This is a genomic window from Streptomyces kronopolitis (genome assembly GCF_014646275.1).
Classification (GTDB): Bacteria; Actinomycetota; Actinomycetes; order Streptomycetales; family Streptomycetaceae; genus Streptomyces; species Streptomyces kronopolitis.
In genome coordinates this window covers 34,257-58,187 of sequence record NZ_BMND01000014.1, presented here as the reverse complement: position 1 = coordinate 58,187, position 23,931 = coordinate 34,257, and the positions used below count along the sequence as shown (strand labels likewise).

The window sequence follows — 23,931 nt, the reverse complement described above, 5'->3', positions numbered from 1 at the left end:
ACCCATGGGCCGCGCGCGGCTCGCCCGGCTGCACGGCATCGCGACCTCCTACGAACCCGCAGCGGGCAGAAGCGTCCAGATCGCCGGCGACACCGTCGTCGCCGTGCTCGCCGCACTCGGAGTCGACGCCTCGACTCCGCACGCCGTCCGTACCGCCCTGGCCGCCTGTGAGGACGGCAGGAGCGCGGCCCTGCTGCCGCGCACCGTCGTCGCCCGGCCGGGCCGGCCGCCCGACCTCGCGGGACTCCCCGCAGGCAGTGTCCTGCGGGTGGAGACCGAGGCCGGCGCCACACAGGACCTGGTAGCGCCCGACCCGGCGGCCCTCGCCGGGCTGCCGCTCGGCATCCACACGCTGCACGCGCGCGCACCCGACGGCCGGGCCGCCCAGGCCCCGCTGATCGTCGCGCCCGACCGGGTGCCCGCGCCCCCCGGCCGCAGCCACGGTTTCCTGGTCCAGCTCTACTCCCTGCTGTCCCGGCAGTCCTGGGGCATGGGCGATCTCGGGGACCTCGCCGACCTCGCCGCCTGGTCCGGGCGCGCCCTGGGCACCGGCTTCGTCCAGCTGAACCCGCTGCACGCGGCCGTCCCCGGCCCGCCCACCGACCCGTCGCCCTACCGGCCCTCCTCGCGCCGCTTCCCCGACCCGGTCCATCTGCGGATCCCGCACATCCCGGAGTACGCCCAGCTCACCGGTGCCGCCCGGGTGGCGGCCGACGGGCTGGGCGCGCGGGCGGCCGCGCTGCGGGCCGGGGTGCTCGAAGGGGGCGCGCTGATCGACCGGGACGCGGTCTGGGCGCTCAAGCGCGAGGCCCTGGAGCTGCTGTGGAAGGTGCCGCTCAGCCCGGGCCGGCGGGCCGCGTACTACGACTTCCTCGCCGCACAGGGCCGGGCCCTGGAGGACCACGCCACCTGGTGCGCGATCGCCGAGCGGCACGGCTCCGACTGGCGCGGCTGGCCCGCGGGGTTACGGGACCCGCGGGCCGAGGGGGTCGCCCGGCTGCGGCCGCGGCTGCTGGACCGGATCGACTTCCACTGCCGGCTCGCCTGGTACACCGACCAGCAGCTGTCCGACGCGCAACGGGCCGCGCGGGAGGCCGGGATGGGCATCGGGCTGGTGCACGACCTCGCCGTCGGCGTCCACCCCTCCGGCGCCGACACCTGGGCCCAGCAGGACGCCTTCGCCGCCGGGATGTCCATCGGGGCGCCGCCGGACGCCTTCAACGCCCGCGGCCAGGACTGGGGGCTGCCGCCCTGGCGCCCGGACGCCCTGGCCGCCACCGGGTACGCCCCCTACCGCGAGCTGCTGCGCGGGCTGCTGCGGCACGCCGGTGCGCTGCGGATCGACCATGTGATGGGCCTGTTCCGGCTGTGGTGGGTCCCGGAGGGCCGGCCGCCCACGGAGGGCACCTACGTCCGCTACGACGGCGAGGCGATGCTGTCGGTGCTGGCCCTGGAGGCGCACCGCGCGGGCGCCGCGGTGATCGGCGAGGACCTGGGCACCGTCGAGCCGGGCGTCCGCGAGGCGCTCGCCGAACGGGGCGTCCTGGGCACCTCCGTGCTGTGGTTCGAGCGGGACTACGGGAGCGGCGCGGCCCAGGAGGCGGACGGTCCCGGCGCGGCCGAGGAGGCCGGGCGGGCCGAGGTGCCCGCGGCCGAGGCGGGCGGCCCCGGCGCGGCGGTCACCCCGGAACCGGCCCGGGAGGCCGCCGCGGTGTCCGCCCCGCAACCCGCCGCCCCCGCCCGCATCCTGGCGCCCGACGAGTGGCGCGGCGACTGCCTCGCCACGGTCACCACCCACGATCTGCCGCCCACCGCGGCCCGGCTGAGCGGTGCGGACGTCGCGCTGCGCGAGCGGCTCGGGCTGCTCGCCGGGCCGCCGGAGCGCGAGCGCGCCCGGGCCCGGTACGAACGCGCCGAGTGGCTCGGTGAGTTGGTGCGGCGCGGGCTGCTGCCGGAGGGCGCCGCCGACGAGGAGGCGGCCGTCCGGGCCGTCCACCGCTTCCTGCTGCGCACCCCGGCGCGGATGATCGGCGTCTGGCTGCCCGACGCGGTGGGGGACCGGCGGCCGCAGAATCTGCCCGGGACGTGGGACGAGTACCCGAACTGGCGCCTGCCGGTCGCGGGCCCCGACGGGCGTCCGCACACCCTGGAGGAACTGGCCGCCTCGCCACGGCTGCACGCGCTGATGCGGGAGCTGTCGGACGGGCTGCGGTAGGCCGCCGCCGGCCCGTCGGGGCCGCTGGTGCACCCCGGGCGCGCGGGGCGACGCGGCGTCCGATACGTTGACTTCGTGAGCAACCAGGTCAAGAAGAACGCCGTGCGCGCCGGAACCATCACCGCCGGCACCGCGCTGATGCTGCTGATGTCGTCCCCCGCGTTCGCGCTCACCCGCGACGACGGTGACGACCCGGGTCCGGGCCTGAGCGTGATCCAGACGCTCGGCCTCTATGTCGCGATGCCCATCGTGCTCTTCCTGATCATCGCCGGACTGGTCATCGTGAGCGACAAGTCCCGCAAGCAGGCCAAGTCCAAGGGCTGACGCAGGACCACCACCACGACGCTTCCCAGGGCGCCCCTCGGTTACAAGACCGAGCGGCGCCCTTTGTCGTTCCCGGATATTTCCGCAGGTGGAAAAGGGGTTGCGAGGCGGCTATCGCGCGATTTTCGCCCGGTTTGCGGGGGCCGGATGTTTAACCGGCCCTAACCTACGATGACGTAACCTACGGGGCCGTAGGTCAAACCTACGGTCCCGTAGGTCATCGTCCCCCCAGGAGTTCCCCCGTGACCATCGCCCCCGCCCGCCATAACGGAGAGCGCGGCCAGACCGCCTGGAGCGACGCTCAGCTTCTGTACGCACTCGAAGAGGTCGTCGAAAAGGAACTCAACCGGCACCTGAAGGTCGCCAAGGAGTGGATGCCGCACGAGTACGTCCCGTGGAGCGACGGGCGGAACTTCCCCGGCGTCATGGAGGGCGAGGCCTGGGCCCCGGAGCAGTCCAAGGTCAGCGACATCGGCCGGATCGCGCTGGTGGTCAACCTCCTCACCGAGGACAACCTCCCCAGCTACCACCACGAGATCGCCACCCTCTTCGGCCGGGACGGCGCCTGGGGCACCTGGGTGCACCGCTGGACCGCGGAGGAGGGCCGGCACGGCATCGTGATGCGTGACTACCTGCTCACCAGCCGGGCCGTGGACCCGGAGGAGCTGGAGCGGTTCCGCATGGCCCACATGTCGGAGGGCTTCGAGTCCGACAACGCGCACAGCATGCTGCACTCGGTGGCGTACGTCGCCTTCCAGGAGCTGGCCACCCGGATCTCGCACCGCAACACCGGGCACCACTCCGGCGACCCGGTCTGCGACCGGATGCTCGCCCGGATCGCCACCGACGAGAACCTCCACATGATCTTCTACCGCAACCTCCTGGGTGCGGCCTTCGAGATGGCGCCCGACCAGACCATGAGCGCGGTGCGCGACGTCGTCACCGGCTTCCGGATGCCCGGCCACGGCATGCCCGGCTTCGAGCGGTCGGCGGCCCGGATGGCGCTCGGCGGCATCTACAACCTGCGCATCCACCACGACGACGTGCTCCAGCCCGTGCTGCGCTATCTGAAGGTGCTGGAGATCAGCGGCCTGGGCCCGGTCGGACTCGCGGCGCAGGAGGAGCTGGGGCTGTTCATGGACGGCCTGGACGGCCAGGCGCGGAAGTTCGACGAGCGGCAGGCGGCCATCCTCGCCCGCCGCCAGGCCAGGCGCGGCTGAACCGGCCGGCCGCGGCCGGGGTGCGTCCCCGCCGCGGCCCCGCGGTGCCCGGTGACCGCGCCGGCGGATGCGTACGCTGCCCGCATGGCCGACTGGGACCTCAAGAAGCTGCACATCCTGCGCACCCTCCAGGAGCGGGGCACGGTCACCGCGACCGCCGAGGCGCTGCACATGACGCCCTCCGCGGTCTCCCAGCAGCTGACCGGGCTGGCCCGGGCGCTCGGGGTGACGCTGCTGGAGGCCCACGGCCGGCGGGTGCGGCTGACCGACGCCGCGCAGCTGGTGCTGCGGCACGCCGACGCGGTCTTCGCCGAGCTGGAGCGCGCGGACGCCGCGCTGCTCGGCCATCTGCGGGGCGAGGCGGGCCGGGTGCGGGTCGGCGCGTTCGCCACCGCCATTCCCGCGCTGGTGGTGCCCGCCGTCCAGGAGCTGCGCCGCAGCCACCCGGGGCTCGCGGTCGCCGTGCGGGAGGCGGAGGCGGAGGCCGCGTACGAGCTGCTGGCACACGGCAGCGTGGACCTGGCGCTGTCCCTGGCGGCGCACGCCCCCACCCCGCGCGATCCCCGGTTCAGCCGGGTCTCGCTGCTGGCCGACCCGCTGGACGTGGCGCTGCCGGCCGGCCACCGGCTGGCGGCCGAGCCGGGGCTGCGGCTGGCCGATCTGGCGGACGAGCCCTGGATCTTCGGCAGCAGCGGCCCCTGGTCGCAGATCACCACCACCGTGTGCGAGAGCGCCGGGTTCGTGCCCGAGCAGGCGCACGCCGCCGCGGACTGGAGCGCGATCTGGGCGATGGTCGCGGCGGGGATGGGCGTCGCGCTGGTGCCCCGGATGGCGAGGGCGGGCGGCGTCGGCGCCGCGCGCGGGGGCGCCGGGGACGGCGTGGTGGCCGGGGGAGTGGCGCTGCGGGTGCTGCGCGCCGACCGGCCGCGGCGGCATGTGATCGCCGCCGTCCGGCGCGGCGCGGAAGGGGCGCCGGGGCTCGCCCGGGTGCTGGCGGCGCTGCGGCAGGCGGCCGCCGCCCAGGCGCCGGAGGAGCCAACCGTTCAGCTGGACTGAACGTATTCCTCAAAAACTTTCGATGGACCTGTGCGGTGGCCCGCTGCGACGGTGGGCTGGTCCGTTCCTTCGGCCCCGTCGAAAGGCCACGATGACCAGCCTCCCTGCCGGCAGCAACGATCCGCACGCGAACGACGCCGCCCCCTACGGCGGCGGAGACCCCTACGCCGACTACCGCGGCGGGGACTTCCCCTTCACCTCGCTCGTCGATCTCGCCGACCGCCGGCTCGGCGCCGGGGTGATCGCCGCGAACGACGAGTTCTTCGCCGAGCGCGAGAACCTGCTGACGCCCACTCCCGCGGTCTTCGACCCCGAGCGCTTCGGCCACAAGGGCAAGATCATGGACGGCTGGGAGACCCGGCGCCGCCGCGGCGCCGACGCCGAGCACCCCTTCCCGGCCGACCACGAGCACGACTGGGCGCTGATCCGCCTCGCCGCCCCCGGCGTGGTCCGCGGCATCGTCGTCGACACCGCCCACTTCCGCGGCAACTACCCGCAGCAGATATCCGTCGAGGCCACCGCGCTGCCCGGCAGCCCCGGCCCCCGGGAGCTGCTCGCCGACGACGTGAAGTGGCAGGAGCTGGTCCCGCGCACGCCGGTCCGCGGCCACGCCGCCAACGGCTTCGCGGTCGACGCCGAGCGCTGCTTCACCCACCTCCGCCTCAAGCAGCACCCCGACGGCGGCATCGCGCGCCTGCGGGTGCACGGCGAGGTCGTGCCGGACCCGGAGTGGCTCGATGTGCTGGGCACCCTCGACCTGGCCTCCGTGCTGCACGGCGGCACCGTCGAGGACGCCTCCGACCGCTTCTACTCCTCGCCCACCCAGCTCATCCGGCCCGACCTGTCCCGCAAGATGGACGACGGCTGGGAGAACCGCCGCCGCCGGGTCCGCGGCACCAACGACTGGGTGCGCTTCCGCCTCGCCGCCCGGGGCGAGATCCGCGCCCTGGAGATCGACACCGCCTACCTCAAGGGCAACTCCGCGGGCTGGGCGGCGCTCTACGGCTGCGACGCGGAGCGCGCCGACCCGGCGGACGCGTCGGCCTGGTGCGAGATCCTGCCGCGCACCGCCCTGCAGCCCGACACCCCGCACCGCTTCCGGCTGCCGAGGGCCGTCACCGCCACCCATGTGCGGCTGGACGTCTTCCCCGACGGCGGCCTGGCGCGGATGCGGGTGCACGGGGACCTCACCGACAGCGGCCGCGCCGCCCTCGTCCGCCGCTTCGACGAGCTGAGCGGCTGAGCCCCGGGCCCCGGGTCCCGACGCACACGACGGGCCCCCACCGCCGGTGCGGTGGGGGCCCGTCAGGGGCAGGGGGCGCTTACGCCGCCGCGTCCGCCGCCCGCGCCTTCAGCGCGCGCTCGATCCCGGCCCGCGACTCGGTGATCAGCCGGCGCAGCGCGGCGCTCGGCTCGGCCGAGGCCAGCCAGGCGTCCGTCGCGTCCAGCGTCTCCTGCGACACCTGGAGCGCCGGGTAGAGACCCACCGCGATCTGCTGCGCCATCTCGTGGCTGCGGGAGTTCCAGATGTCCTTCACCGCGTCGAAGTACTTCGCGGTGTACGACGCCAGCAGCTCGCGCTGGTCGGTCTGAACGAAGCCGCCGATGACGGCCTCCTGCACGGCGTTGGGGAGCTTGTCCGACTCCACGACCGAGGCCCAGGCCCCGGCCTTCGCCTCCGCGGTCGGCCGCGCCGCGCGCGCGGTCGCGGCGTGCCGCTCGCCGGCCGAGGTCTTGTCCCGCTCCAGCTCGGCCGCGATGGCCTTCTCGTCCGCCCGGCCCGTCGCGGCCAGCCGCTGCACCAGCGACCAGCGCAGCTCGGTGTCCACGGCCAGCCCGGAGATCTCCTCGGTGCCGTCCAGCAGGCCCTGCAGCAGGTCCAGCTGCTCGTCGGTACGGGCCGAGGCGGCGAACGCGCGGGCCCACGCCAGCTGGTGGTCGCTGCCCGGCGCGGCGGCCCGCAGCTGGTCCAGGGTCTCCGCCGTCCAGGCCGTCAGACCCTGCTCGCGCCATTCCGGGGCCGCGTAGAGGTCCAGGGCCAGCTTCACCTGCCGGTGCAGCGACTGGACCACGCCGATGTCCGACTCCTTGCCGATGCCGGAGAGCACCAGCGAGAGGTAGTCACGGGCGGGGAGTTCGGCGTCCCGCGTCATGTCCCAGGCCGAGGCCCACGACAGCGCGCGCGGCAGCGACTCGGTGAAGTCCCCGAGATGCGCGGTGACCGTCTTCAGCGACTCCTCGTCCAGCCGGACCTTGGCGTACGACAGGTCGTCGTCGTTGAGGAGGAAGACGTCCGGCCGCCGGGTGCCGGCCAGCTGCGGTACGGGGGTCAGCGCGCCGTCCACGTCCAGCTCGATCCGCCCGGTGCGCACCAGCTTGCCGCCTTGCAGCTCGTACGAGCCGATCGCGATGCGGTGCGGGCGCAGCACCGGCTCGCCCTTGGCGCCCGGCGGCAGCGCCGGCGCCTCCTGCTTCACCGCGAAGGAGGTGATCACGCCGTCGGCGTCCACCTCGATCTCCGGCCGCAGGATGTTGATCCCCGCGGTCTCCAGCCACTTCTTCGACCAGGTCTTCAGATCCCGCCCGCTGGTCTCCTCCAGCGCGCCGAGCAGATCCGACAGCCGGGTGTTCTTGAACGCGTGCGCCTTGAAATAGGCCTGCACGCCCTGGAAGAACTCGTCCATGCCGACGTAGGCGACCAGCTGCTTGAGGACGCTGGCGCCCTTGGCGTAGGTGATGCCGTCGAAGTTGACCAGGACGTCGTCGAGGTCGTTGATCTCGGCCATGATCGGGTGGGTCGACGGCAGCTGGTCCTGCCGGTAGGCCCAGGTCTTCATGGAGTTGGCGAACGTGGTCCACGAGTGCGGCCACTTCGAGCCCGGGGCGTAGGCCTGGCAGGCGATCGAGGTGTAGGTGGCGAACGACTCGTTCAGCCACAGGTCGTTCCACCACTCCATGGTGACCAGGTCGCCGAACCACATGTGCGCCAGCTCGTGCAGGATCGTCTCCGCGCGCACCTCGTACGCCGCGTCCGTCACCTTCGAGCGGAAGACGTACTGGTCGCGGATGGTCACCGCGCCGGCGTTCTCCATCGCGCCGGCGTTGAACTCCGGCACGAAGAGCTGGTCGTACTTGGCGAACGGGTAGTCGTAGTCGAACTTCTCCTGGAACCACTCGAAGCCCTGCCGGGTGACCGCGAAGATCTCCTCCGCGTCCAGGTGCTCGGCCAGCGACGGCCGGCAGTAGATACCCAGCGGCACCGTCCGCCCGTCCTTCTCGTAGCTGCTGTGCACGCTGTGGTACGGACCGGCGATCAGGGCCGTGATGTAGGTGGAGATCCGCGGCGTCGGCTCGAAGCGCCAGACGGTGCCGCTCGGCTCGGGCGTCGGCGAGTTGGAGATCACCGTCCAGCCCTCCGGAGCCTTCACGGTGAACTGGAATGTCGCCTTCAGGTCCGGCTGCTCGAAGGACGCGTACACCCGCCGCGCGTCCGGCACCTCGAACTGGGTGTACAGATAGGCCTGCTGGTCCACCGGGTCGACGAAACGGTGCAGCCCCTCACCGGTGTTGGTGTAGGCGCAGTCCGCCACGACCCGCAGTTCGTTGCGGCCGGCCCGCAGCCCCGCCAGCGCGATCCGCGAGTCCTTGAACACCGCGCCCGCGTCGAGCGCCTCGCCGTTGAGCCGCACCTCGTGCACGGCCGGCGCGACCAGGTCGATGAAGGTGTCCGCGCCCGCCTCGGCCGAGTCGAACCGCACCGTGGTCACGGACCGGAACGTGCCGTGGCCGCCGTCGTCCGCGTCTCCCCCCTCCTGGGCGCCGGAGAGGTCGAGATCGATCTCATACGCGTCCACGGTCAGCAGGCGCGCCCGCTGCTGCGCCTCGTCGCGGGTCAGATTCGTGCCAGGCACCCGTTCGTCTCCTTCGCATTGGTCATTGCATCGGAACTTTCGGCCATCCTTCCATGTGGGCGGGGGCTGCCGAGGGGGGATATCCGAGGTGGCACAGTGGTAGCTACCTGGGTAGCATCGAGGTATGAAGATTAGTGTGAGCCTGCCTCAGGAGGACCTCGCCTTCGTTGACGAGTACGCCACGAGAACGGAGGCGGAGTCCCGGTCCGCCGTGATACACGCCGCCATCGAACTGCTGCGTGCCGCGGAACTCGAATCGGAGTACACCGAGGCGTTCGAGGAGTGGGACGCGAGCGGGGATGCGGCGCTCTGGGACCGGACGAGCGGGGATGGGCTCACCGATGAGGCGTGGTGACGTCCACATGATCGATCTGGAGCCGGTGCGAGGCAGTGAGGCCGACAAGGTCCGCCCGGCCGTGATCGTGTCCAACAACGGCGCCAATCAGTCGGTCGAGAGCAACCGCCGGGGGGTGGTCACGGTCGTTCCCCTGACGTCGAACACCTCGCGTGTCCTGACGTTCCAGGTGTTCCTCGGCGCCGAGGAGTGCCGTCTGCCCAAGGACTCCAAGGCCCAGTGCGAACAGGTCCGCGCCGTCACCCTGGAGCGCGTGCGCCAGAGGGTCGGCTCGGTGCCCAGACGGCGCATGGCGGAGATCGACGTCGCGCTCCGGCGGCATCTGGCGCTCTGAACGGACCGCCGGGCACGCCGCCCGAAACGCGCGGGTGCCCGTACGGAGACTCCGTACGGGCACCTCGTGGCGGGTGTGCGGCCCTCAGCCGCGCAGCTCGGCCGCGACCAGCTCCGCGATCTGGACGGCGTTCAGCGCCGCGCCCTTGCGGAGGTTGTCGTTGGAGACGAACAGCGACAGGCCGTTCTCCACGGTCTCGTCGGAGCGGATCCGGCCCACGAAGGACGCGTCCTGGCCGGCGGCCTGGAGCGGGGTGGGCACGTCGGAGAGGGTGACGCCGGGGGCGCCGGCCAGCAGCTCCTGGGCCCGGGCGGGGCTGATCGGACGCGCGAAGCGGGCGTTGACCTGGAGCGAGTGGCCGGTGAAGACCGGGACGCGGACGCAGGTGCCGGACACCTTCAGGTCCGGGATCTCCAGGATCTTGCGGCTCTCGTTGCGGAGCTTCTGCTCCTCGTCGGTCTCGTTCAGCCCGTCGTCGACGATCGCGCCGGCCATCGGCAGCACGTTGAAGGCGATCGGGCGGACGTACTTGTCCGGCTCGGGGAACTCCACGGCCGAGCCGTCGTGCGTCAGCTTGGTGGCGTCCTGCTCGACGGCCTTGCGGACCTGGCCGTCCAGCTCCTCCACACCGGCCAGACCGCTGCCGGAGACCGCCTGGTAGGTGGAGACGACCAGCGAGACCAGACCGGCCTCGTCGTGCAGCGGGCGCAGCACGGGCATCGCGGCCATGGTGGTGCAGTTCGGGTTGGCGATGATCCCCTTGGGGCGCTCGGTGATCGCCGAGGGGTTGACCTCGGAGACGACCAGCGGGACCTCGGGGTCGCGGCGCCAGGCCGAGGAGTTGTCGATCACGACCGGGCCGGCGTCGGCGACCTTCTCCGCCAGCGCCTTGGAGGTGGCGCCGCCGGCCGAGAAGATCACGATGTCCAGCGCCGAGTAGTCGGCGGTCGAGGCGTCCTCGACCGTGATCTCGGTGTCCTGCCAGGGCAGCGTGCGTCCGGCGGACCGGGCCGAAGCGAACAGCCGCAGCTGCTCCACCGGGAAGTTCCGCTCGGCGAGGATGCCTCGCACCACCCCGCCGACCTGTCCGGTGGCTCCGACGATTCCGATCCTCATGGGACTCCTTCTTTCTGGCCTGGCTCGGGTGTCTGCTCGGAACACCTGCTCAGTAGTGCCTCCATCATGTGTGTGACACCCGTCGCCTTGTCCAATCCGTTCCATTCCGTGGCGGGTCGCGAGGGTATGCATGGACGGTGTGCGACGGCGCGCTCACGTCGCGTTCGTGGCCGTCCGGGCCGGTGTGCCGCCGCTACCCCGCGGGGTGAACATCCGGTGACCGCCGGCGACACCCGCGGGCAGGGCTCCGTGACCGGCCGGTGGCCGGCAGATCCCTGTGCGGTGATGGGTTCCCCGCGTTGCGGTGGCGTTCACGCACAGGTCATTCCCGATGCCAACCATCCCAGGTGACAGGGCAGTTGCGCTGCCCGGCCGCCTTCGCGTTCGCACCCGGGGAGCCCGCGTATGTCCCGTATACGGTCCGCCGCCACCTTCGACCGCCGTTCGTTCCTCACCGCCACCGGGGCCGTCGGCGCCGCGACCGGGCTGGGGCTCGCCTTCGGCGTCGGCCCGGACCGGCAGGCCCAGGCCGCCACCGTCACCAGCGGTCCGGCCCCGGCCGCGCCGGTGCCGGTAGACGCCCCCGCCGTCCCCCATGTGCCGTACACCAAGGGCACCACCCTGGGCAGCGTGGCCGCCCCGCGCGGCAGCACGGGCTACCGTCGGCTCGGCGACGGCCCCGCCTGGAACCGGGTGGTGCGCACCGACCTGGGCACCGCGCACGGCGGGCGCGAGCGCCGGCGGACCGCCCTGGCGTCGTTCGTGCAGTTCACCGACCTGCACCTGGTCGATGTGCAGAGCCCGCTGCGCTACGAGTACCTGCGCGCGGAGACCGCGAGCGCCTGGCGGCCGCAGGAGGCGCTGTCCGTGGCCGGGGTGGTCTCGCTGGTCGAGCGGGTCAACGCGCTGCCCGGCGGGCCCGCCACCGGCGCCCCGCTGTCGTGCGTGATGACCACCGGCGACAACACCGACAACAACTCCAAGCTGGAGCTGGACTGGTTCCTGACCGCGATGAGCGGCGGCCGGATCACCCCGAACTCCGGCGACCCGCGCCGCTACGAGGGCGTCCAGGACAGCGGACTGAAGCTGTACTGGCAGCCGGACAGCGCGCTGCGCGACGCCGACAAGAAGGCGGGCTTCCCGCACCTGCACGGCTTCCTCCAGGCGGCGATCCGCACCGTGCACAGCCCAGGCCTGCGGCTGCCCTGGTACTCCACGGTCGGCAACCACGACTCGCTGCCCGGCGGCTGCTACGCCCCCGGCGACCCCTTCTGGACCGAGATCGCCACCGGCGGCCGCAAGCTGGAGACGCTGCCCGCCGCCGAGGCCGCGAAGGTGTGGAAGGCGGTCAAGGACGGCCTCGACCCCAAGGGGGCGGACTTCAAGCGCCTGCTGACCTCGCACAGCAAGCAGGCCAGGAGGGTCACCCCCGACGAGCGGCGCGCCCCCTTCACCCGGGCGGAATACCTGCGCGCCCACCTCGACCCGGCGCGCACCGGCGCGGGCCCGCACGGCCACGGCTACACCCAGGCGCATCTGGACGGCAACCGCCTCTACTACACGTTCAAGATCTCCGATGACGTCCTCGGGATCAGCCTGGACACCACCGACCCCGGCGGCCACTACACCGGCTCGATCGGGGACGCCCAGCTGCGCTGGCTGGAAGGGGTGCTGAAGCAGAACGAGAAGGGGGACAAGCTGCACGTCCTCGTCTTCAGCCACCACACCAGCAAGACCATGAACAACACCCGGCCCGACCCGGCCCACCCGCAGGAGAAGCGGCACGGCGGTCCGGAGCTGGTCGAGGTGCTGGCCGCGCACCCCCGCGTCGCCGGCTGGATCAACGGCCACAGCCACAAGAACGAGATCCTCGCGCACGGCGGCTTCTGGGAGGTCTCCACCGCCTCGCACATCGACTTCCCGCAGCTGGCCCGGGTCATCGAGCTGGTCGACAACCACGACGGCACGCTGTCGCTGTTCGCCACCCTGGTCGAGTCGGCCGCCCCGCACCGCACGGACTTCACCGACCTCTCGCAGACCGGGCTGGCCGCCCTCTACCGCGAGCTGTCCTTCAACGCCCCCGAGGCCCGTACCGACCTCGCCGGCACCTCCCGGGACCGCAACGTCGAGCTGCTGCTCAAGCGGCGCTGACGGCGCCCGCGGGGGGCCTGATCCACCCGGCGGGCACTAGCGCGGCAGGACCACCACATACGCCCCCTGCTCCCGGTCCCCGGCCGCCATCAGGGCCGTGCGGACCACCGCGGCCTGCTGGTCCGGCGCCTCGCGCAGGGTGCGCGGCAGGCAGCGCACGACGGTGATGCCCAGCCGCTCCAGATGCTCGCGCTTGTGGAAGAACGGGGAGGCCAGCGGGTCCTCTTCGGGGCGGGGCGCCCGGGTGTCGATCTCCAGGGCCACCCCGTGCTCGGGCCAGAAGGCGTCCACGCCGCCCAGGTGCGGCCCGCCCGGCAGCCGCAGGTCGACGTTCCACAGCGGATCGGGCAGCCCCTGCGCCCGCACCATGGCGTACAGCCGCTGCTCGGCCAGCGCCCGGCCCTCGGCCAGCAGGGTGTCCACCGCGTCGACCACGTGCGGCCGGGTCAGCAGCCGGGCCCGGCTCAGCTCCCGCACCACCGCGGTCGCCTCGCAGTGCCCGCCGCGCACCGCCTCGGTCAGCAGCCGGCGCACGGTGGGGGCGTCGGTGAGCCCGCCGACCGCGTCCGCCAGCGCGCGCGGCACCGGCGCGGCCGGCAGCCCGGTGATCTCGTGGGCGACGGGCAGTTCCACGGCCCGCAGGATCCGCGCGAAGCCGGACGAGCGCAGCCGCCGGGTGCGCGAGACCAGCACCTCGATGCGGTCCAGGGCGAGCAGCGCGGGCGCCTCGGTGAAGCCGTGCAGGGCCAGCGCCGCCAGGCCCGTGATCATCGCCTCGGGGGCGTCCTCGGACGCGGCGCCCTGCCGCGGCACGGTCGGCCCCCGGTGGCTGGCGTACAGCAGCACCGCCTGGAGCCGTTCCTCGCTGGTGGGCGGCCCCGGGTGCAGCAGGTAGACGCCCGGCAGGAGTTGCTGCCAGGAGCCGCCGGCGCGGCAGCGCTCGGTGGTCTCCGCCGCGGGCACGCCGTGCTCGCGCAGCTGACGGGTGGTCATCACCCGGCAGTGGACATCGGAGAGGTGGCGGAGGGGGAGGGGGGAGAGCGGGGTGTCGTGGTTCATGCGGGCCAGATTCCCGCGCCCGCTCCGCCCCCTAACCGCTGTTACACGCTCGTACCACAAACCGGACAACCCTGTACTAAAGTACGGGCGTTCGACTGCCGAAAGAAGCTGGTCGTCCCGGGGGTTACGGCCTGGCCCCGGCCGCCGCGTCACAAGCCTGTGCCCGCAGCGCACGGGCGAGATCGTCGCGCTTTTCCAGGACCAGCCGGCGCAGCGCGGGCGCCGCCTGCGCGTGCTCCGCCAGCCAGCGGTCCGCGGCGTCCAGCGTGGACTGCTCGACCAGCCAGTCCGGGAACAGTCCGCGCACCACGGCCATCCCGATCTCGATGGACCGCTCCCGCCACACCCGCTCGATCGCCTCGAAGTAGCGCGGCGCGCAGGGCGCCAGCAACTCCCGCTGCTCCGGCTGCGCGAAGCCCGCGATGGTCGCCTCCACCAGCGCGTTCGACAGCGTGTCGGACTCCACGACCTGCTGCCACGCCTGCTCCTTGACCTCGGCCGAGGGGCGGGCCGCCAGGCAGCGCACCTGGTGGCGGCGGCCGGAGGCGGTGTCGTCGCGGGCCAGCTCCGCGCCGATCGCGGCCTCGTCCGCGAGGCCGTGCGCGGCCAGCGGGCCCAGCAGCGTCCAGCGCAGCTCCTGGTCCACGTCCAGGCCGTCGATCTTCGCGGTGCCGTCCAGCAGGCCGCGGAGCAGCTGGAGGTCGGCGGGGGCTGCGGCGACGGCGGCGAAGTGCCGGGCCCAGGTGAGCTGGTGGCCGCTGCCGGGCTCGGCCAGCCGCAGCTCGTGCAGCGCGCCCTCGGCCAGCTCCCGGGCGGCGCGCTCGCGGTGCTCCGGCGCCGTGTAGTGCTCCAGCGCCGCCTGCGCCTGGTCGTGCAGCGACTGCAGCACCCCGATGTCGGTCTCCCGGCCGGCGAACCGCCGCACCAGATCGAGGTAGTCGCGGGCCGGCATCAGCCCGTCGCGGGTCAGCCCCCACAGCGCCGCCCAGCACAGCGCCCGCGCCATCGGGTCGGCCAGATCGCCGAGCCGGGCCCGCAGGGCGGCCAGGGATCCCTCGTCGAAGCGGACCTTGCAGTACGTCAGGTCCTCGTCGTTGACCAGGATCAGCTCCGGCCGCTCCAGGCCCGCCAGTTCCGGCACCGCCGTGCGCGGCCCGGAGACGTCGACCTCGGCGCGGGCGTAGCGCACCAGTGCCGAGTCCCCGCCCTCCGAGAACACGGTCTGGCGTCGGTAGAGGCCCACCGCGACCCGGTGCGGCCGCAGTTCGGGGTGCGAGTCCGCCGCCTCCTGCAGGACGCTCAGCTCGGTGATCCGGTCCTGGGCGTCGTACACGACCTGCGGGGTCAGGGAGTTGACGCCCGCGGTCTCCAGCCAGGACCGCGACCACTGCGCCAGGTCCCGCCCGGAGGTCTCCTCCAGCACCGCCAGCAGGTCCGCGAGCCGGGTGTTGCCGTAGGCGTGCCGCTTGAAGTAGCGCCGGGCGCCCTCCAGGAACGCCTCCTGCCCCACGTACGCCACCAGTTGCTTGAGCACCGCGGCGCCCTTGGCGTAGGTGATGCCGTCGAAGTTGAGCTTGGCGTCCTCCAGGTCGCGGATGTCGGCGGTGACCGGGTGGGTGGAGGGCAGCTGGTCGGCGCGGTAGGCCCAGGACTTGCGCCGGTTGGCGAAGGTGATCCAGCCGCCGGTGAAGCGGGTGGCCTCCACCAGCGCGAAGGAGCCCATGAAGTCCGCGTAGGACTCCTTCAGCCACAGGTCGTCCCACCACTGCATGGTGACCAGGTCGCCGAACCACATGTGCGCCATCTCGTGCAGGATGACGTTGGCGCGCCGCTCGTAGGCCGCCTCGGTCACCTTCCCGCGGAAGATGAACTCCTCGCGGAAGGTGACGCAGCCCGGGTTCTCCATCGCGCCGAGGTTGTACTCCGGGACGAACGCCTGGTCGTACTTCCCGAAGGGGTAGGGGAAGTCGAAGTGGTCGTGGAAGAAGTCCAGGCCCTGCTTGGTGACGGCGAAGACGTCGTCCGCGTCGAAGTGCTTCGCCAGCCCCTTGCGGCACAGGGCGCCCAGCGGGATCTCCAGCTCGGTGCCGTCCTCGAAGGTGCGGCGGTAGGTGTCGGTGACGACGTGGTACGGGCCGGCGACCACGGCCGTGATGTACGTGGAGATCGGCCGGGTGGTCGCGAAGCGGTGCCGGCCGCCCTCGGCCGCGCCGTCCCGTGCGCCGTTGCTGAGCACCGCCCAGCCCTCGGGGGCGGTCACCTCGAAGGTGAACGGGGCCTTCAGGTCGGGCTGTTCGAAATTGGCGAAGACCCGTCGGGAATCAGCGGGTTCGTACTGGGTGTAGAGGTAGACCTCGCCGTCCTCGGGGTCCACGAAGCGGTGCAGCCCCTCACCGGTCCGGCTGTAGGCGCACCGCGCGTCCACGACGAGGGTGTTCTCGGCGGCCAGATCGTCCAGCGCGATCCGGGTGCCGTCGAAGACCTCCGCCGGGTCCAGCTCCCGGCCGTTGAGGGTGACGGAGGTGACCGCCGGTGCCAGCAGGTCGGCGAAGGTGGCGGCGCCGGGCTCGGCGCAGCGGAAGCGGATGGTCGTGCGGGAGCGGAAGGTGTCCGCCTGCGCACCCTGCGCGACCGCCGAGCGGAGGTCCAGTGCCACGTCGTAGGCCTCGACGCTCAGCAGCCGGCCCCGCGTCCGCGCCTCGTCCCGGGACAGATTCTCACCTGGCACGCCGTGACTCCTTCGTCCTCGTGTCGAATATCGAACACGGGGAATCATGGCACGCCCGCTGTCGGTTGAACCTTCCACGGAACAGCGCCGCTGGCCCGTGCCGCACCGCTCTTTGGAGGAGACCCCCGTGTCCGAGACCGCGAAGACGCCCGCAGACTTCTGGTTCGACCCGCTGTGCCCGTGGGCCTGGATGACCTCCCGCTGGATGCTGGAGGTGGAGAAGGCCCGCCCGGTCGAGGTGCGGTGGCATGTGATGAGCCTGGCGGTGCTCAACGAGGACAAGCTGGACGAGCTGCCGGAGAACTACCGCGAGCTGCTGGCGACCGCCTGGGGCCCGGTGCGGGTGTGCATCGCCGCCGAGCAGCAGCACGGCAGCGAGGTGCTCGGCCCGCTCTACACCGCCCTCGGCACCCGCTTCCATAACCAGGGCCTGGAGCGCACCCGCGAGACCCTCGTCGACGCCCTGAAGGAGGCCGGTCTGCCCGCCGAGCTGGCCGACGCCGCGGACTCCGACGCCTACGACGCCGAACTGCGCGCCTCCCACAAGGAGGGCATCGACCTGGTCGGCCAGGAGGTCGGCACCCCGGTCATCGCCGTACCGGGGCACGACGGCGAGCGGATCGCCTTCTTCGGCCCGGTCGTCACCCCCGCCCCCAAGGGCGAGGAGGCCGCCCGGCTGTGGGACGGCACGCTGATGGTCGCCTCGATCCCCGGCTTCTACGAGATCAAGCGGACCCGGACCCAGGGGCCGATCTTCGACTGACGCCCTTGCTCGGACCGACGCCGACGCTTCGGCGCCTCGTCGCCCATGGGAGCGCCCCCGTACGTATCGGACGTACGGGGGCGCTCCGTCATTCCGCCTGCCGGGTGAAGGGTGAGAAGACGATCACGAGGCAGGACGACCGGTGCCGGGTGTCACGGCGTCACGGGGCGAGCAGCAGGCTGTGCGCGCGCTGCTTGGCGGACGCGTACCGCTTGGCGACGTCCTGCCAGTTCACGACCTGCCACATGGCCTCGATGAAGTCGACCTTCTGGTTCTTGTACTGGAGGTAGAAGGCGTGCTCCCAGGCGTCGAAGACCAGGATCGGGACGGAGCCCTGGCCGACGTTGCCCTGGTGGTCGTAGATCTGCTCGACGACGAGGCGGCCGGAGACCGGCTCGTAGGCCAGGACGCCCCAGCCGGAGCCCTGGGTGGTGGCCGCGGCCTTGGTCAGCTGGGCCTTGAAGCCGGCGTACGAACCGAAGCTCTCGGCGATCGCGTCGGCCAGCTCGCCCACGCCGTCCTTCTCGTGCGGCTCGCCGCCGCCGTCGCCGGTCATGTTGTGCCAGTAGATGCTGTGGAGGATGTGGCCGGAGAGGTGGAACGCGAGGTTCTTCTCCAGGCCGTTGATGTTGCCCCACGCTTCCTTGTCGCGGGCCTCGGCGAGCTGCTCCAGGGTGTCGTTGGCGCCCTTCACATAGGCCGCGTGGTGCTTGTCGTGGTGCAGCTCGATGATCTCGGGGCTGATGACCGGCGCCAGCGCCGCGTAGTCGTACGGAAGTTCAGGAAGTGTGTAGGTGGCCATGCCGGTCCCGCCTCCAAGCTGCGAACATGCAGTAGTTGCAATCCATGTGCAAGAGCACGCTATCAGCAGCAGTGATCACCGGCCCGTGACGGGACCGGCATCCGGGACCAAAGACGGAGGCGGGGCGGGACCTCGGTAGGAGGTCCCGCCCCGCCTCGGGGAAATACGGGTGGCTACGGCTTCGTCGTGTCCACGCCCGCCCGGCCCAGCGCCCGCTGCCGGGCCAGGCCCACGAGCGTCAGCACGATCCCGAAGCCGCCGGTGAACAGCAGCTGGAGCCGCTGGTTCTCATCGCGCAGCATCAGCAGCAGCACCGCCGCGATGCCCGCCAGCGCCACCCAGGTCAGCACCGGGAAGGCCCACATCTTCACCACGAGCTTCTCCGGCGCCTCCCGCTCCAGCAGCCGCCGCATCCGCAGCTGCGCGGCTGCGATGAAGCCCCACACCACCAGGACGGCCGCGCCGACCATGTTCAGCAGCCACTGGAAGACCGTGTCGGGCCACAGGATGCTCAGCAGCACCGCGACGAAGCCGAACGCGGAGCACATCAGCACCGCCCGGCGCGGTACCCCGCCGCTGACCTTCGCCAGGAACGCCGGGCCCTGGCCGCGGGCGGTCAGCGAGAACGCCATCCGGGACGAGCCGTAGAGGTTGGCGTTCATCGCGGACAGCAGGGCCACCAGGATGACCACGTTCATGATCTGGCCGGCCGCCGGGATCTTCAGGTAGTCCAGCACCGCGACATAGGGGCCGCTCTTGGCGATCGAGGAGTCGTTCCAGGGGATGACGGTGACGATGACGGCCATCGAGCCCACGTAGAACAGGGCGATCCGCCACATCGCGGTGCGCACCGCGCTGGCCACCCCGCGCACCGGGTCCTTGGACTCGGCGGCCGCGATGGTCACCGTCTCCAGACCGCCGTAGGCGAACACCGAGGCCAGCAGGCCGACCATCAGGCCGTCCACGCCCTTGGGCAGGAAGCCGCCGTCGCCGGTGAGATGCGCGGTGCCGGGCGCCTGGGTGCCGGGCAGCACGCCGAAGATGGCCAGCAGGCCCAGCACCAGGAAGATGCCGATCGCCGCGACCTTCAGGGCGGCGAACCAGAACTCGAACTCACCGAAGTTGCTGACCGCGGCCAGGTTCGTACCGGTGAAGATCACCATGAACAGCAGCACCCACATCCACGGCTGGGTGCCGGGGAACCACTGGATCATGACGTCCGCGGCGCCCAGCGCCTCGGCGGCCACCGCCACGCACAGCAGCGCGGTGAACATCCAGCCCACCGTGAAGCCGGCCCAGGAGCCTATGGAGCGCTCGGCGTGCACGGAGAAGGAGCCGGAGGCCGGATTGGCCGCCGCCATCTCCCCGAGCATTCGCATGATCAGCATGACCAGGGCGCCGGAGACGGCATAGGCCAGCACGATCGAGGGGCCGGCCGCCGCGATGCCCTCCCGCGAGCCGACGAACAGGCCCGCGCCGATCACCCCGCCCAGGGCGATCATCGAGAGGTGGCGCTGCTTGAGGCCGTTGGACAGCGTGGAACCGCTGTCGGGCCCGGCGCCCTGAACCGCGTCGGCCTGCTCGCGCGCGGCGGACGAGGGTGTCCGATTCATGTGGTACCTGTCCCAGTAGGTGAGAGCGGAGCACGGCGATGTGCGTTCTCCCGGGGCCGCGAGTGGTGCGACGGTGCTGCCGGGCCCCCTGGATCCCGGTGGGCGGCAGGTCGCATGGGCCTGCCGACGGCACGACTCCGGGATCCTCGGCGAAAGCGGGCTCAGTTTCGGTGCCGGTGTCCGCTCAGGGCAACAGTTGTGCAGCGAATGTTCGCTATTCAGACGTGATCGTGACCTTGCGTGCCCGAATAGGCATCCATTGCCACGCGGTGTGACCCCCGTCGCAGGCGGTCAGCGGCCCGCGCGGCGCTCCCGCAGTTCCCGCAGGCCCGCGACGAGCAGCACCGCGCCGGTCGCCCCGGCCGACCACAGCAGCTGCGGCCGGGCCGTGTCGTCGGTCAGCATCAGCACCAGCACGGCGCCCATGGCCGCCAGCGCCGCCCAGGTCAGATAGGGGAAGGCCCACATCCGCAGGGCCAGCTTCCCGGGCGCCTCGCGTTCGATGCGCGGCCGCAGCCGCAGCTGGGAGACCGCGATCAGACCCCAGACGAACAGCAGCACCGCGCCGACCGCGTTGAGCATGTAGAGGAAGACCGAATCCGGCCATTCAAGATTCAGCAGCACCGAGACGAAGCCGAAGGCCACCGAGGCCAGCACCGCCCGGCGCGGCACACCCCCGCCCGACACCGTCAGCAGCGCGCGCGGCGCCTCGCCCCGCTCGGCCAGCGAGAACACCATCCGCGAGGAGCCGTAGAGGTTGGCGTTCAGCGCGGAGAGCAGCGCCACGAACACCACGATGTTCATGATCTGGCCGGCCCCCGGCACGCCGATGCTGTCCAGCACCGCCACATACGGGCTCTTGCCCGGCTCCATCGACGACCACGGCAGCAGGGTCACGATGACCACCATCGAGCCGACGTAGAAGAACAGGATGCGCCACACCGCGCTGCGCACCGCCCGGCCCACCGCCCGCGCCGGGTCGTCCGACTCGGCCGCGGCGATGGTGACGACCTCCAGCCCGCCGAAGGCGAACACCACCGCCAGCACCCCGGAGACCACCCCGCCCCAGCCGTGCGGCAGCAGACCGCCGTGCCCGGTGAGGTTGCTCAGCCCGGCCGGCTCGGTGTCCGGGAGCACCCCGAAGACCGCCAGCACGCTCAGCCCGAGGAACAGCACGATCGCGGTGACCTTCAGCGTGGCGAACCAGAACTCGAACTCCCCGAAGTTCTTCACCGCGGACAGGTTGGCGACGGTGAAGACGACCATGAAGAGCAGCACCCAGCCCCACTGCGGCACCGCCGGCACCCAGCCGTGCGCGATCTGCGCCGCACCGGTGGCCTCCACCGCGAGCACCACCACCAGCAGGAACCAGTACAGCCAGCCGACGCTGAAGCCGGCCCAGCGCCCCAGCGCCCGCTCCGCGTGCACCGAGAACGCGCCGGAGGCCGGCATCGCCGCCGACATCTCGCCGAGCATCCGCATGACCAGCATCGCCAGCGCACCGGCGATCAGATACGACAGCACGATCCCCGGCCCGGCCACCGCGATCCCGGCGCCGGAGCCCACGAACAGCCCGGCGCCGATCACGCCGCCCAGGCCCAGCATCGTCAGATGGCGCTGTTTGAGGCCCGCGGACAGCGGCTCCCGCTCGCCGGCGACGGCACCGGAAGAGCCGGAAGAGACGGCACCGGAGGAGGTGTCGCCGGTGCGGGTCGGTACGTCGTGCATGGCTCGCGCTCTCGCAAGGGCCGGCGGCGGGGCCGCCGGCAGGTTTGGGGGATCTCCACAGCTCACCGTGGAGCGGCACCAGTGTCGCCGCAGGTCGCGCGCTACCACAAAACCGGCCCCGCAGCGCGGCCGGGGCCGTGATGAGCATCACGTGACCTGCAAAGACGCCGCACGACTCAACAGGGCCGGGCAGCGCGGCGGTTGATCGGAACTCTCCAAGCGGGCCGGTACGGCTTTGTCGCCGCCACACGATGATCGGCGGGGGCCCGCTGGACTAACGTCATCGGGTCCGCCCCTTCCTTCTCACCCCCGCGAGGTCCCGATGAGCACAGCCGCCCTCACCTCTCCCGGAGCTACCGGAGCCGTCCTCGCCGACCTGCTGCCGGCCACCACCGCCTCCCGTGCCCGCGTCCGGGACGCGGCGCTGGTGCTCGGCGGCGCCGCGCTCACCGGCATCGCCGCCCAGATAGCCCTGCCCGTCCCGGGCTCCCCGGTGCCGGTCACCGGCCAGACCTTCGCCGCCCTCCTGGTCGGCGCCTCGCTCGGCACCCGCCGCGGGCTGCTGTCGCTGGCGCTGTACGCCGTGGCGGGAATGGCGGGCGTGCCGTGGTTCGCCGGCGGTGCCTCGGGCACCGGCGGGGCCACCTTCGGCTACGTGCTGGGCATGCTGCTCGCGGCCGGCCTGGTGGGCGGACTGGCCCGCCGCGGCGGGGACCGCGGGGCGCTGCGCACCGCCGCCACCATGGCCGCCGGCACCGCCGTGATCTACGCCGTCGGCGTGCCCTTCCTGGCACTGAGCACCGGGATGCCGTTCGGCCGGGCGGTCGCGGTGGGCCTGGTCCCGTTCCTGATCGGCGACGTGCTCAAGGCCGCGCTGGCGATGGGCGCGCTGCCCGCGGCCTGGAAGCTGGCCGGCCGCCGCGGCTGAGTCCCGCCGCCGACCGCGCGAACGGGCCGGGCCCCGCACTCACCACCCGGTGAGTGCGGGGCCCGGCCCGTTCGCGCGCTTGCGCCTACTCCCCGGGCCCGGCGGGGCCGGGCACCGCCGCGGCCTGCCCGGCCCGCCGCCGGTGCAGCAGCAGCCCGACGGTCAGCACGACCACGGCCGCGGCCACCGACAGCACCATCTGCACCCGCCCGTCCGGGTCGTAGAACATGTAGCCCACGACGAACACGATCATCCCGATCGTGGCGTAGGTCAGCCACGGGTACAGCCACATCCGCACGGTCAGCCGCTCCGGGGTCTCCCGCTCGATGGTCCGGCGCATCCGCAGCTGCGAGAAGCAGATGACCAGCCACACGAACAGCGCCACCGCGCCGGACGAGTTCAGCAGGAACTGGAAGACGGTGTCCTTCGCGGTGTAGCTGAAGATCGTCGCGATGAAGCCGAAGGCGACCGAGGCGTAGATGGCGACGGCCGGCACCCCGCCCTTGTTGACGGTGGCGAAGGACTTCGGCGCGTCGCCCCGCTCACCGAGCGAGAACGCCATCCGGGAGGCGGTGTAGAGCCCGGAGTTCAGGCAGGACAGCACCGCGGTCAGCACCACGACGTCCATCACGGTGCCCGCGTAGGGGATGTCCAGCGAGGTCAGCACGGCCACGTACGGGCTGTGCGCCACGGCCTTGGAGTCCCACGGCAGCAGGGTCACGATCACGCCGATCGAGCCCAGGTAGAACAGCCCGATCCGCCAGATGACGCTGTTGACGGCCTTGCGGACGGCCTGCACCGGGTTCGGCGCCTCGCTCGCCGCCAGCGTGACGATCTCGCTGCCCATGAAGGAGAAGACCACCAGCAGCATGCCGGAGAGGATCGCGCCCGGACCGTGCGGCAGGAAGCCGCCGTGCCCGGTCAGGTTCGACAGGCCGACCGGGTCGCCGCCCGGCGGCAGCCCGAAGATCGCCAGCGCGCCGACCACGATGAAGACCACGATCGCGACGACCTTGATGCCGGCGAACCAGAACTCGAACTCGCCGAACGAGCCCACCGAGACCAGGTTCGTACCGGTCAGCACGATCATCACCAGCAGCGCCCAGGCCCACTGCGGGACGGCGGGCACCCAGCCGGTGAGGATCGAGGCGGCCGCGGTCGCCTCGACGGCCAGCACGACCGACCAGAAGAACCAGTACAGCCAGCCGATGGTGAAGCCGGCCCAGCGCCCCAGCGCCCGGTCGGCGTAGGCGGAGAAGGAGCCGGACGTGGGGGAGGCGGCGGCCATCTCGCCCAGCATCCGCATCACCAGCACGACCAGCAGGCCGGTCAGCGCGTAGGAGAGCAGGATGCCCGGGCCGGCGGCCGCGATGCCGGCACCGGAACCGACGAACAGCCCGGCGCCGATCACCCCGCCGATGGCGATCATCGACAGATGGCGGTTCTTGAGTCCTGCCTGCAGCCCGTCCGGCGACTGCCCACCGGTTCCGCTACCGGAAGCGCCGGCCGGGGGGACCGCTGTGGTGGTGGGAGTGCCCCCTGCTCCTGCGGAGCGTGGGGGAGGGTGCGCGCCCATGAGCACCGTCCTTCGTGGTTCGCGTGATGGAACCCCCGCATTAGATCTTCGT

General features: G+C 72.4%; 18 protein-coding genes. 10 read left to right on the top strand and 8 right to left on the bottom strand.

Features of this window, described 5'->3' with window-relative positions; genetic code table 11:
• The first annotated feature begins 4 nt into the window (after positions 1-4).
• From malQ to alc, 5 genes are all read left to right on the top strand, one after another.
• Entirely contained in the window at positions 5-2,215 is a 2,211-nt protein-coding gene (gene malQ / locus IEY78_RS17200) for a 4-alpha-glucanotransferase (RefSeq protein ID WP_189099199.1), read from the top strand.
• Between the two features lie 75 nt (positions 2,216-2,290).
• Positions 2,291-2,539: a hypothetical protein gene (locus IEY78_RS17195; RefSeq protein ID WP_189099197.1), complete on the top strand. Its 249-nt coding sequence runs from the start codon at positions 2,291-2,293 to the stop codon at positions 2,537-2,539.
• A gap of 242 nt (positions 2,540-2,781) precedes the next feature.
• Entirely contained in the window at positions 2,782-3,759 is a 978-nt protein-coding gene (locus IEY78_RS17190) for an acyl-ACP desaturase (protein WP_189099195.1), read from the top strand.
• 84 nt (positions 3,760-3,843) lie between these two features.
• Entirely contained in the window at positions 3,844-4,815 is a 972-nt protein-coding gene (locus tag IEY78_RS17185) for a LysR family transcriptional regulator (protein ID WP_189099193.1), read from the top strand.
• Between the two features lie 91 nt (positions 4,816-4,906).
• Complete coding sequence (alc, locus tag IEY78_RS17180; protein WP_189099191.1) at positions 4,907-6,058, top strand: allantoicase; 1,152 nt, start codon at positions 4,907-4,909, stop codon at positions 6,056-6,058.
• Positions 6,059-6,137: 79 nt separating this feature from the next.
• Here the strand turns inward: alc and pepN (IEY78_RS17175) are convergent, their stop codons facing one another.
• On the bottom strand, positions 6,138-8,726 hold the full coding sequence (gene pepN, locus IEY78_RS17175) for an aminopeptidase N (protein ID WP_189099189.1): 2,589 nt from the start codon (positions 8,724-8,726) through the stop codon (positions 6,138-6,140).
• 124 nt (positions 8,727-8,850) lie between these two features.
• Here pepN (IEY78_RS17175) and IEY78_RS17170 point away from each other — a divergent pair, with 124 nt between their 5' ends.
• Both IEY78_RS17170 and IEY78_RS17165 read left to right on the top strand, forming a co-directional pair.
• The gene (locus IEY78_RS17170; protein WP_189099187.1) at positions 8,851-9,081 is read left to right on the top strand and encodes a ribbon-helix-helix domain-containing protein; all 231 of its coding nucleotides are present in this window, start codon (positions 8,851-8,853) and stop codon (positions 9,079-9,081) included.
• 7 nt (positions 9,082-9,088) lie between these two features.
• Complete coding sequence (locus tag IEY78_RS17165) at positions 9,089-9,415, top strand: type II toxin-antitoxin system PemK/MazF family toxin (protein ID WP_229700006.1); 327 nt, start codon at positions 9,089-9,091, stop codon at positions 9,413-9,415.
• A gap of 84 nt (positions 9,416-9,499) precedes the next feature.
• On the opposite strand, the gene IEY78_RS17160 is transcribed toward IEY78_RS17165, so the two are convergent.
• Positions 9,500-10,531: an aspartate-semialdehyde dehydrogenase gene (locus tag IEY78_RS17160; RefSeq protein ID WP_189099183.1), complete on the bottom strand. Its 1,032-nt coding sequence runs from the start codon at positions 10,529-10,531 to the stop codon at positions 9,500-9,502.
• Between the two features lie 405 nt (positions 10,532-10,936).
• Between IEY78_RS17160 and IEY78_RS17155 the strand changes: the two genes are divergently transcribed.
• The gene (locus IEY78_RS17155; RefSeq protein ID WP_189099182.1) at positions 10,937-12,682 is read left to right on the top strand and encodes a TIGR03767 family metallophosphoesterase; all 1,746 of its coding nucleotides are present in this window, start codon (positions 10,937-10,939) and stop codon (positions 12,680-12,682) included.
• A 36-nt stretch (positions 12,683-12,718) separates the two neighbouring features.
• Here the strand turns inward: IEY78_RS17155 and IEY78_RS17150 are convergent, their stop codons facing one another.
• On the bottom strand, positions 12,719-13,741 hold the full coding sequence (locus IEY78_RS17150) for a hypothetical protein (RefSeq protein ID WP_189099180.1): 1,023 nt from the start codon (positions 13,739-13,741) through the stop codon (positions 12,719-12,721).
• 124 nt (positions 13,742-13,865) lie between these two features.
• The gene (pepN, locus tag IEY78_RS17145) at positions 13,866-16,469 is read right to left on the bottom strand and encodes an aminopeptidase N (RefSeq protein ID WP_189099179.1); all 2,604 of its coding nucleotides are present in this window, start codon (positions 16,467-16,469) and stop codon (positions 13,866-13,868) included.
• Positions 16,470-16,596: 127 nt separating this feature from the next.
• On the opposite strand from pepN (IEY78_RS17145), the gene IEY78_RS17140 reads away from it, so the two are divergent.
• Positions 16,597-17,232: a mycothiol-dependent nitroreductase Rv2466c family protein gene (locus IEY78_RS17140; RefSeq protein ID WP_189099177.1), complete on the top strand. Its 636-nt coding sequence runs from the start codon at positions 16,597-16,599 to the stop codon at positions 17,230-17,232.
• Positions 17,233-17,392: 160 nt separating this feature from the next.
• On the opposite strand, the gene IEY78_RS17135 is transcribed toward IEY78_RS17140, so the two are convergent.
• The 3 genes from IEY78_RS17135 to IEY78_RS17125 form a co-directional block, all read right to left on the bottom strand.
• Complete coding sequence (locus IEY78_RS17135; protein ID WP_189099175.1) at positions 17,393-18,034, bottom strand: superoxide dismutase; 642 nt, start codon at positions 18,032-18,034, stop codon at positions 17,393-17,395.
• 173 nt (positions 18,035-18,207) lie between these two features.
• Positions 18,208-19,647, bottom strand: coding sequence for an amino acid permease (locus tag IEY78_RS17130; protein WP_189099173.1), 1,440 nt, complete (start codon positions 19,645-19,647; stop codon positions 18,208-18,210).
• A gap of 291 nt (positions 19,648-19,938) precedes the next feature.
• Complete coding sequence (locus tag IEY78_RS17125) at positions 19,939-21,375, bottom strand: amino acid permease (protein WP_189099171.1); 1,437 nt, start codon at positions 21,373-21,375, stop codon at positions 19,939-19,941.
• Positions 21,376-21,697: 322 nt separating this feature from the next.
• Here IEY78_RS17125 and IEY78_RS17120 point away from each other — a divergent pair, with 322 nt between their 5' ends.
• On the top strand, positions 21,698-22,303 hold the full coding sequence (locus IEY78_RS17120) for a biotin transporter BioY (protein WP_189099169.1): 606 nt from the start codon (positions 21,698-21,700) through the stop codon (positions 22,301-22,303).
• 85 nt (positions 22,304-22,388) lie between these two features.
• Here IEY78_RS17120 and IEY78_RS17115 read toward each other — a convergent pair whose 3' ends face one another.
• Positions 22,389-23,879, bottom strand: coding sequence for an amino acid permease (locus tag IEY78_RS17115; RefSeq protein WP_189099167.1), 1,491 nt, complete (start codon positions 23,877-23,879; stop codon positions 22,389-22,391).
• Between the last annotated feature and the right edge of the window lie 52 nt (positions 23,880-23,931).

Bases quoted from the DNA above. Each gene is read 5' to 3' on its own strand.
- IEY78_RS17130 (WP_189099173.1), bottom strand. From the start codon at position 19,647: ATGAATCGGACACCCTCGTCCGCCGCGCGCGAGCAGGCCGACGCGGTT.
- IEY78_RS17185 (WP_189099193.1), top strand. From the start codon at position 3,844: ATGGCCGACTGGGACCTCAAGAAGCTGCACATCCTGCGCACCCTCCAG.
- IEY78_RS17170 (WP_189099187.1), top strand. From the start codon at position 8,851: ATGAAGATTAGTGTGAGCCTGCCTCAGGAGGACCTCGCCTTCGTTGAC.
- IEY78_RS17160 (WP_189099183.1), bottom strand. From the start codon at position 10,531: ATGAGGATCGGAATCGTCGGAGCCACCGGACAGGTCGGCGGGGTGGTG.
- IEY78_RS17135 (WP_189099175.1), bottom strand. From the start codon at position 18,034: ATGGCCACCTACACACTTCCTGAACTTCCGTACGACTACGCGGCGCTG.
- malQ (WP_189099199.1), top strand. From the start codon at position 5: ATGGGCCGCGCGCGGCTCGCCCGGCTGCACGGCATCGCGACCTCCTAC.
- alc (WP_189099191.1), top strand. From the start codon at position 4,907: ATGACCAGCCTCCCTGCCGGCAGCAACGATCCGCACGCGAACGACGCC.
- IEY78_RS17115 (WP_189099167.1), bottom strand. From the start codon at position 23,879: ATGGGCGCGCACCCTCCCCCACGCTCCGCAGGAGCAGGGGGCACTCCC.
- IEY78_RS17125 (WP_189099171.1), bottom strand. From the start codon at position 21,375: ATGCACGACGTACCGACCCGCACCGGCGACACCTCCTCCGGTGCCGTC.
- IEY78_RS17120 (WP_189099169.1), top strand. From the start codon at position 21,698: ATGAGCACAGCCGCCCTCACCTCTCCCGGAGCTACCGGAGCCGTCCTC.
- IEY78_RS17165 (WP_229700006.1), top strand. From the start codon at position 9,089: ATGATCGATCTGGAGCCGGTGCGAGGCAGTGAGGCCGACAAGGTCCGC.
- IEY78_RS17155 (WP_189099182.1), top strand. From the start codon at position 10,937: ATGTCCCGTATACGGTCCGCCGCCACCTTCGACCGCCGTTCGTTCCTC.
- IEY78_RS17150 (WP_189099180.1), bottom strand. From the start codon at position 13,741: ATGAACCACGACACCCCGCTCTCCCCCCTCCCCCTCCGCCACCTCTCC.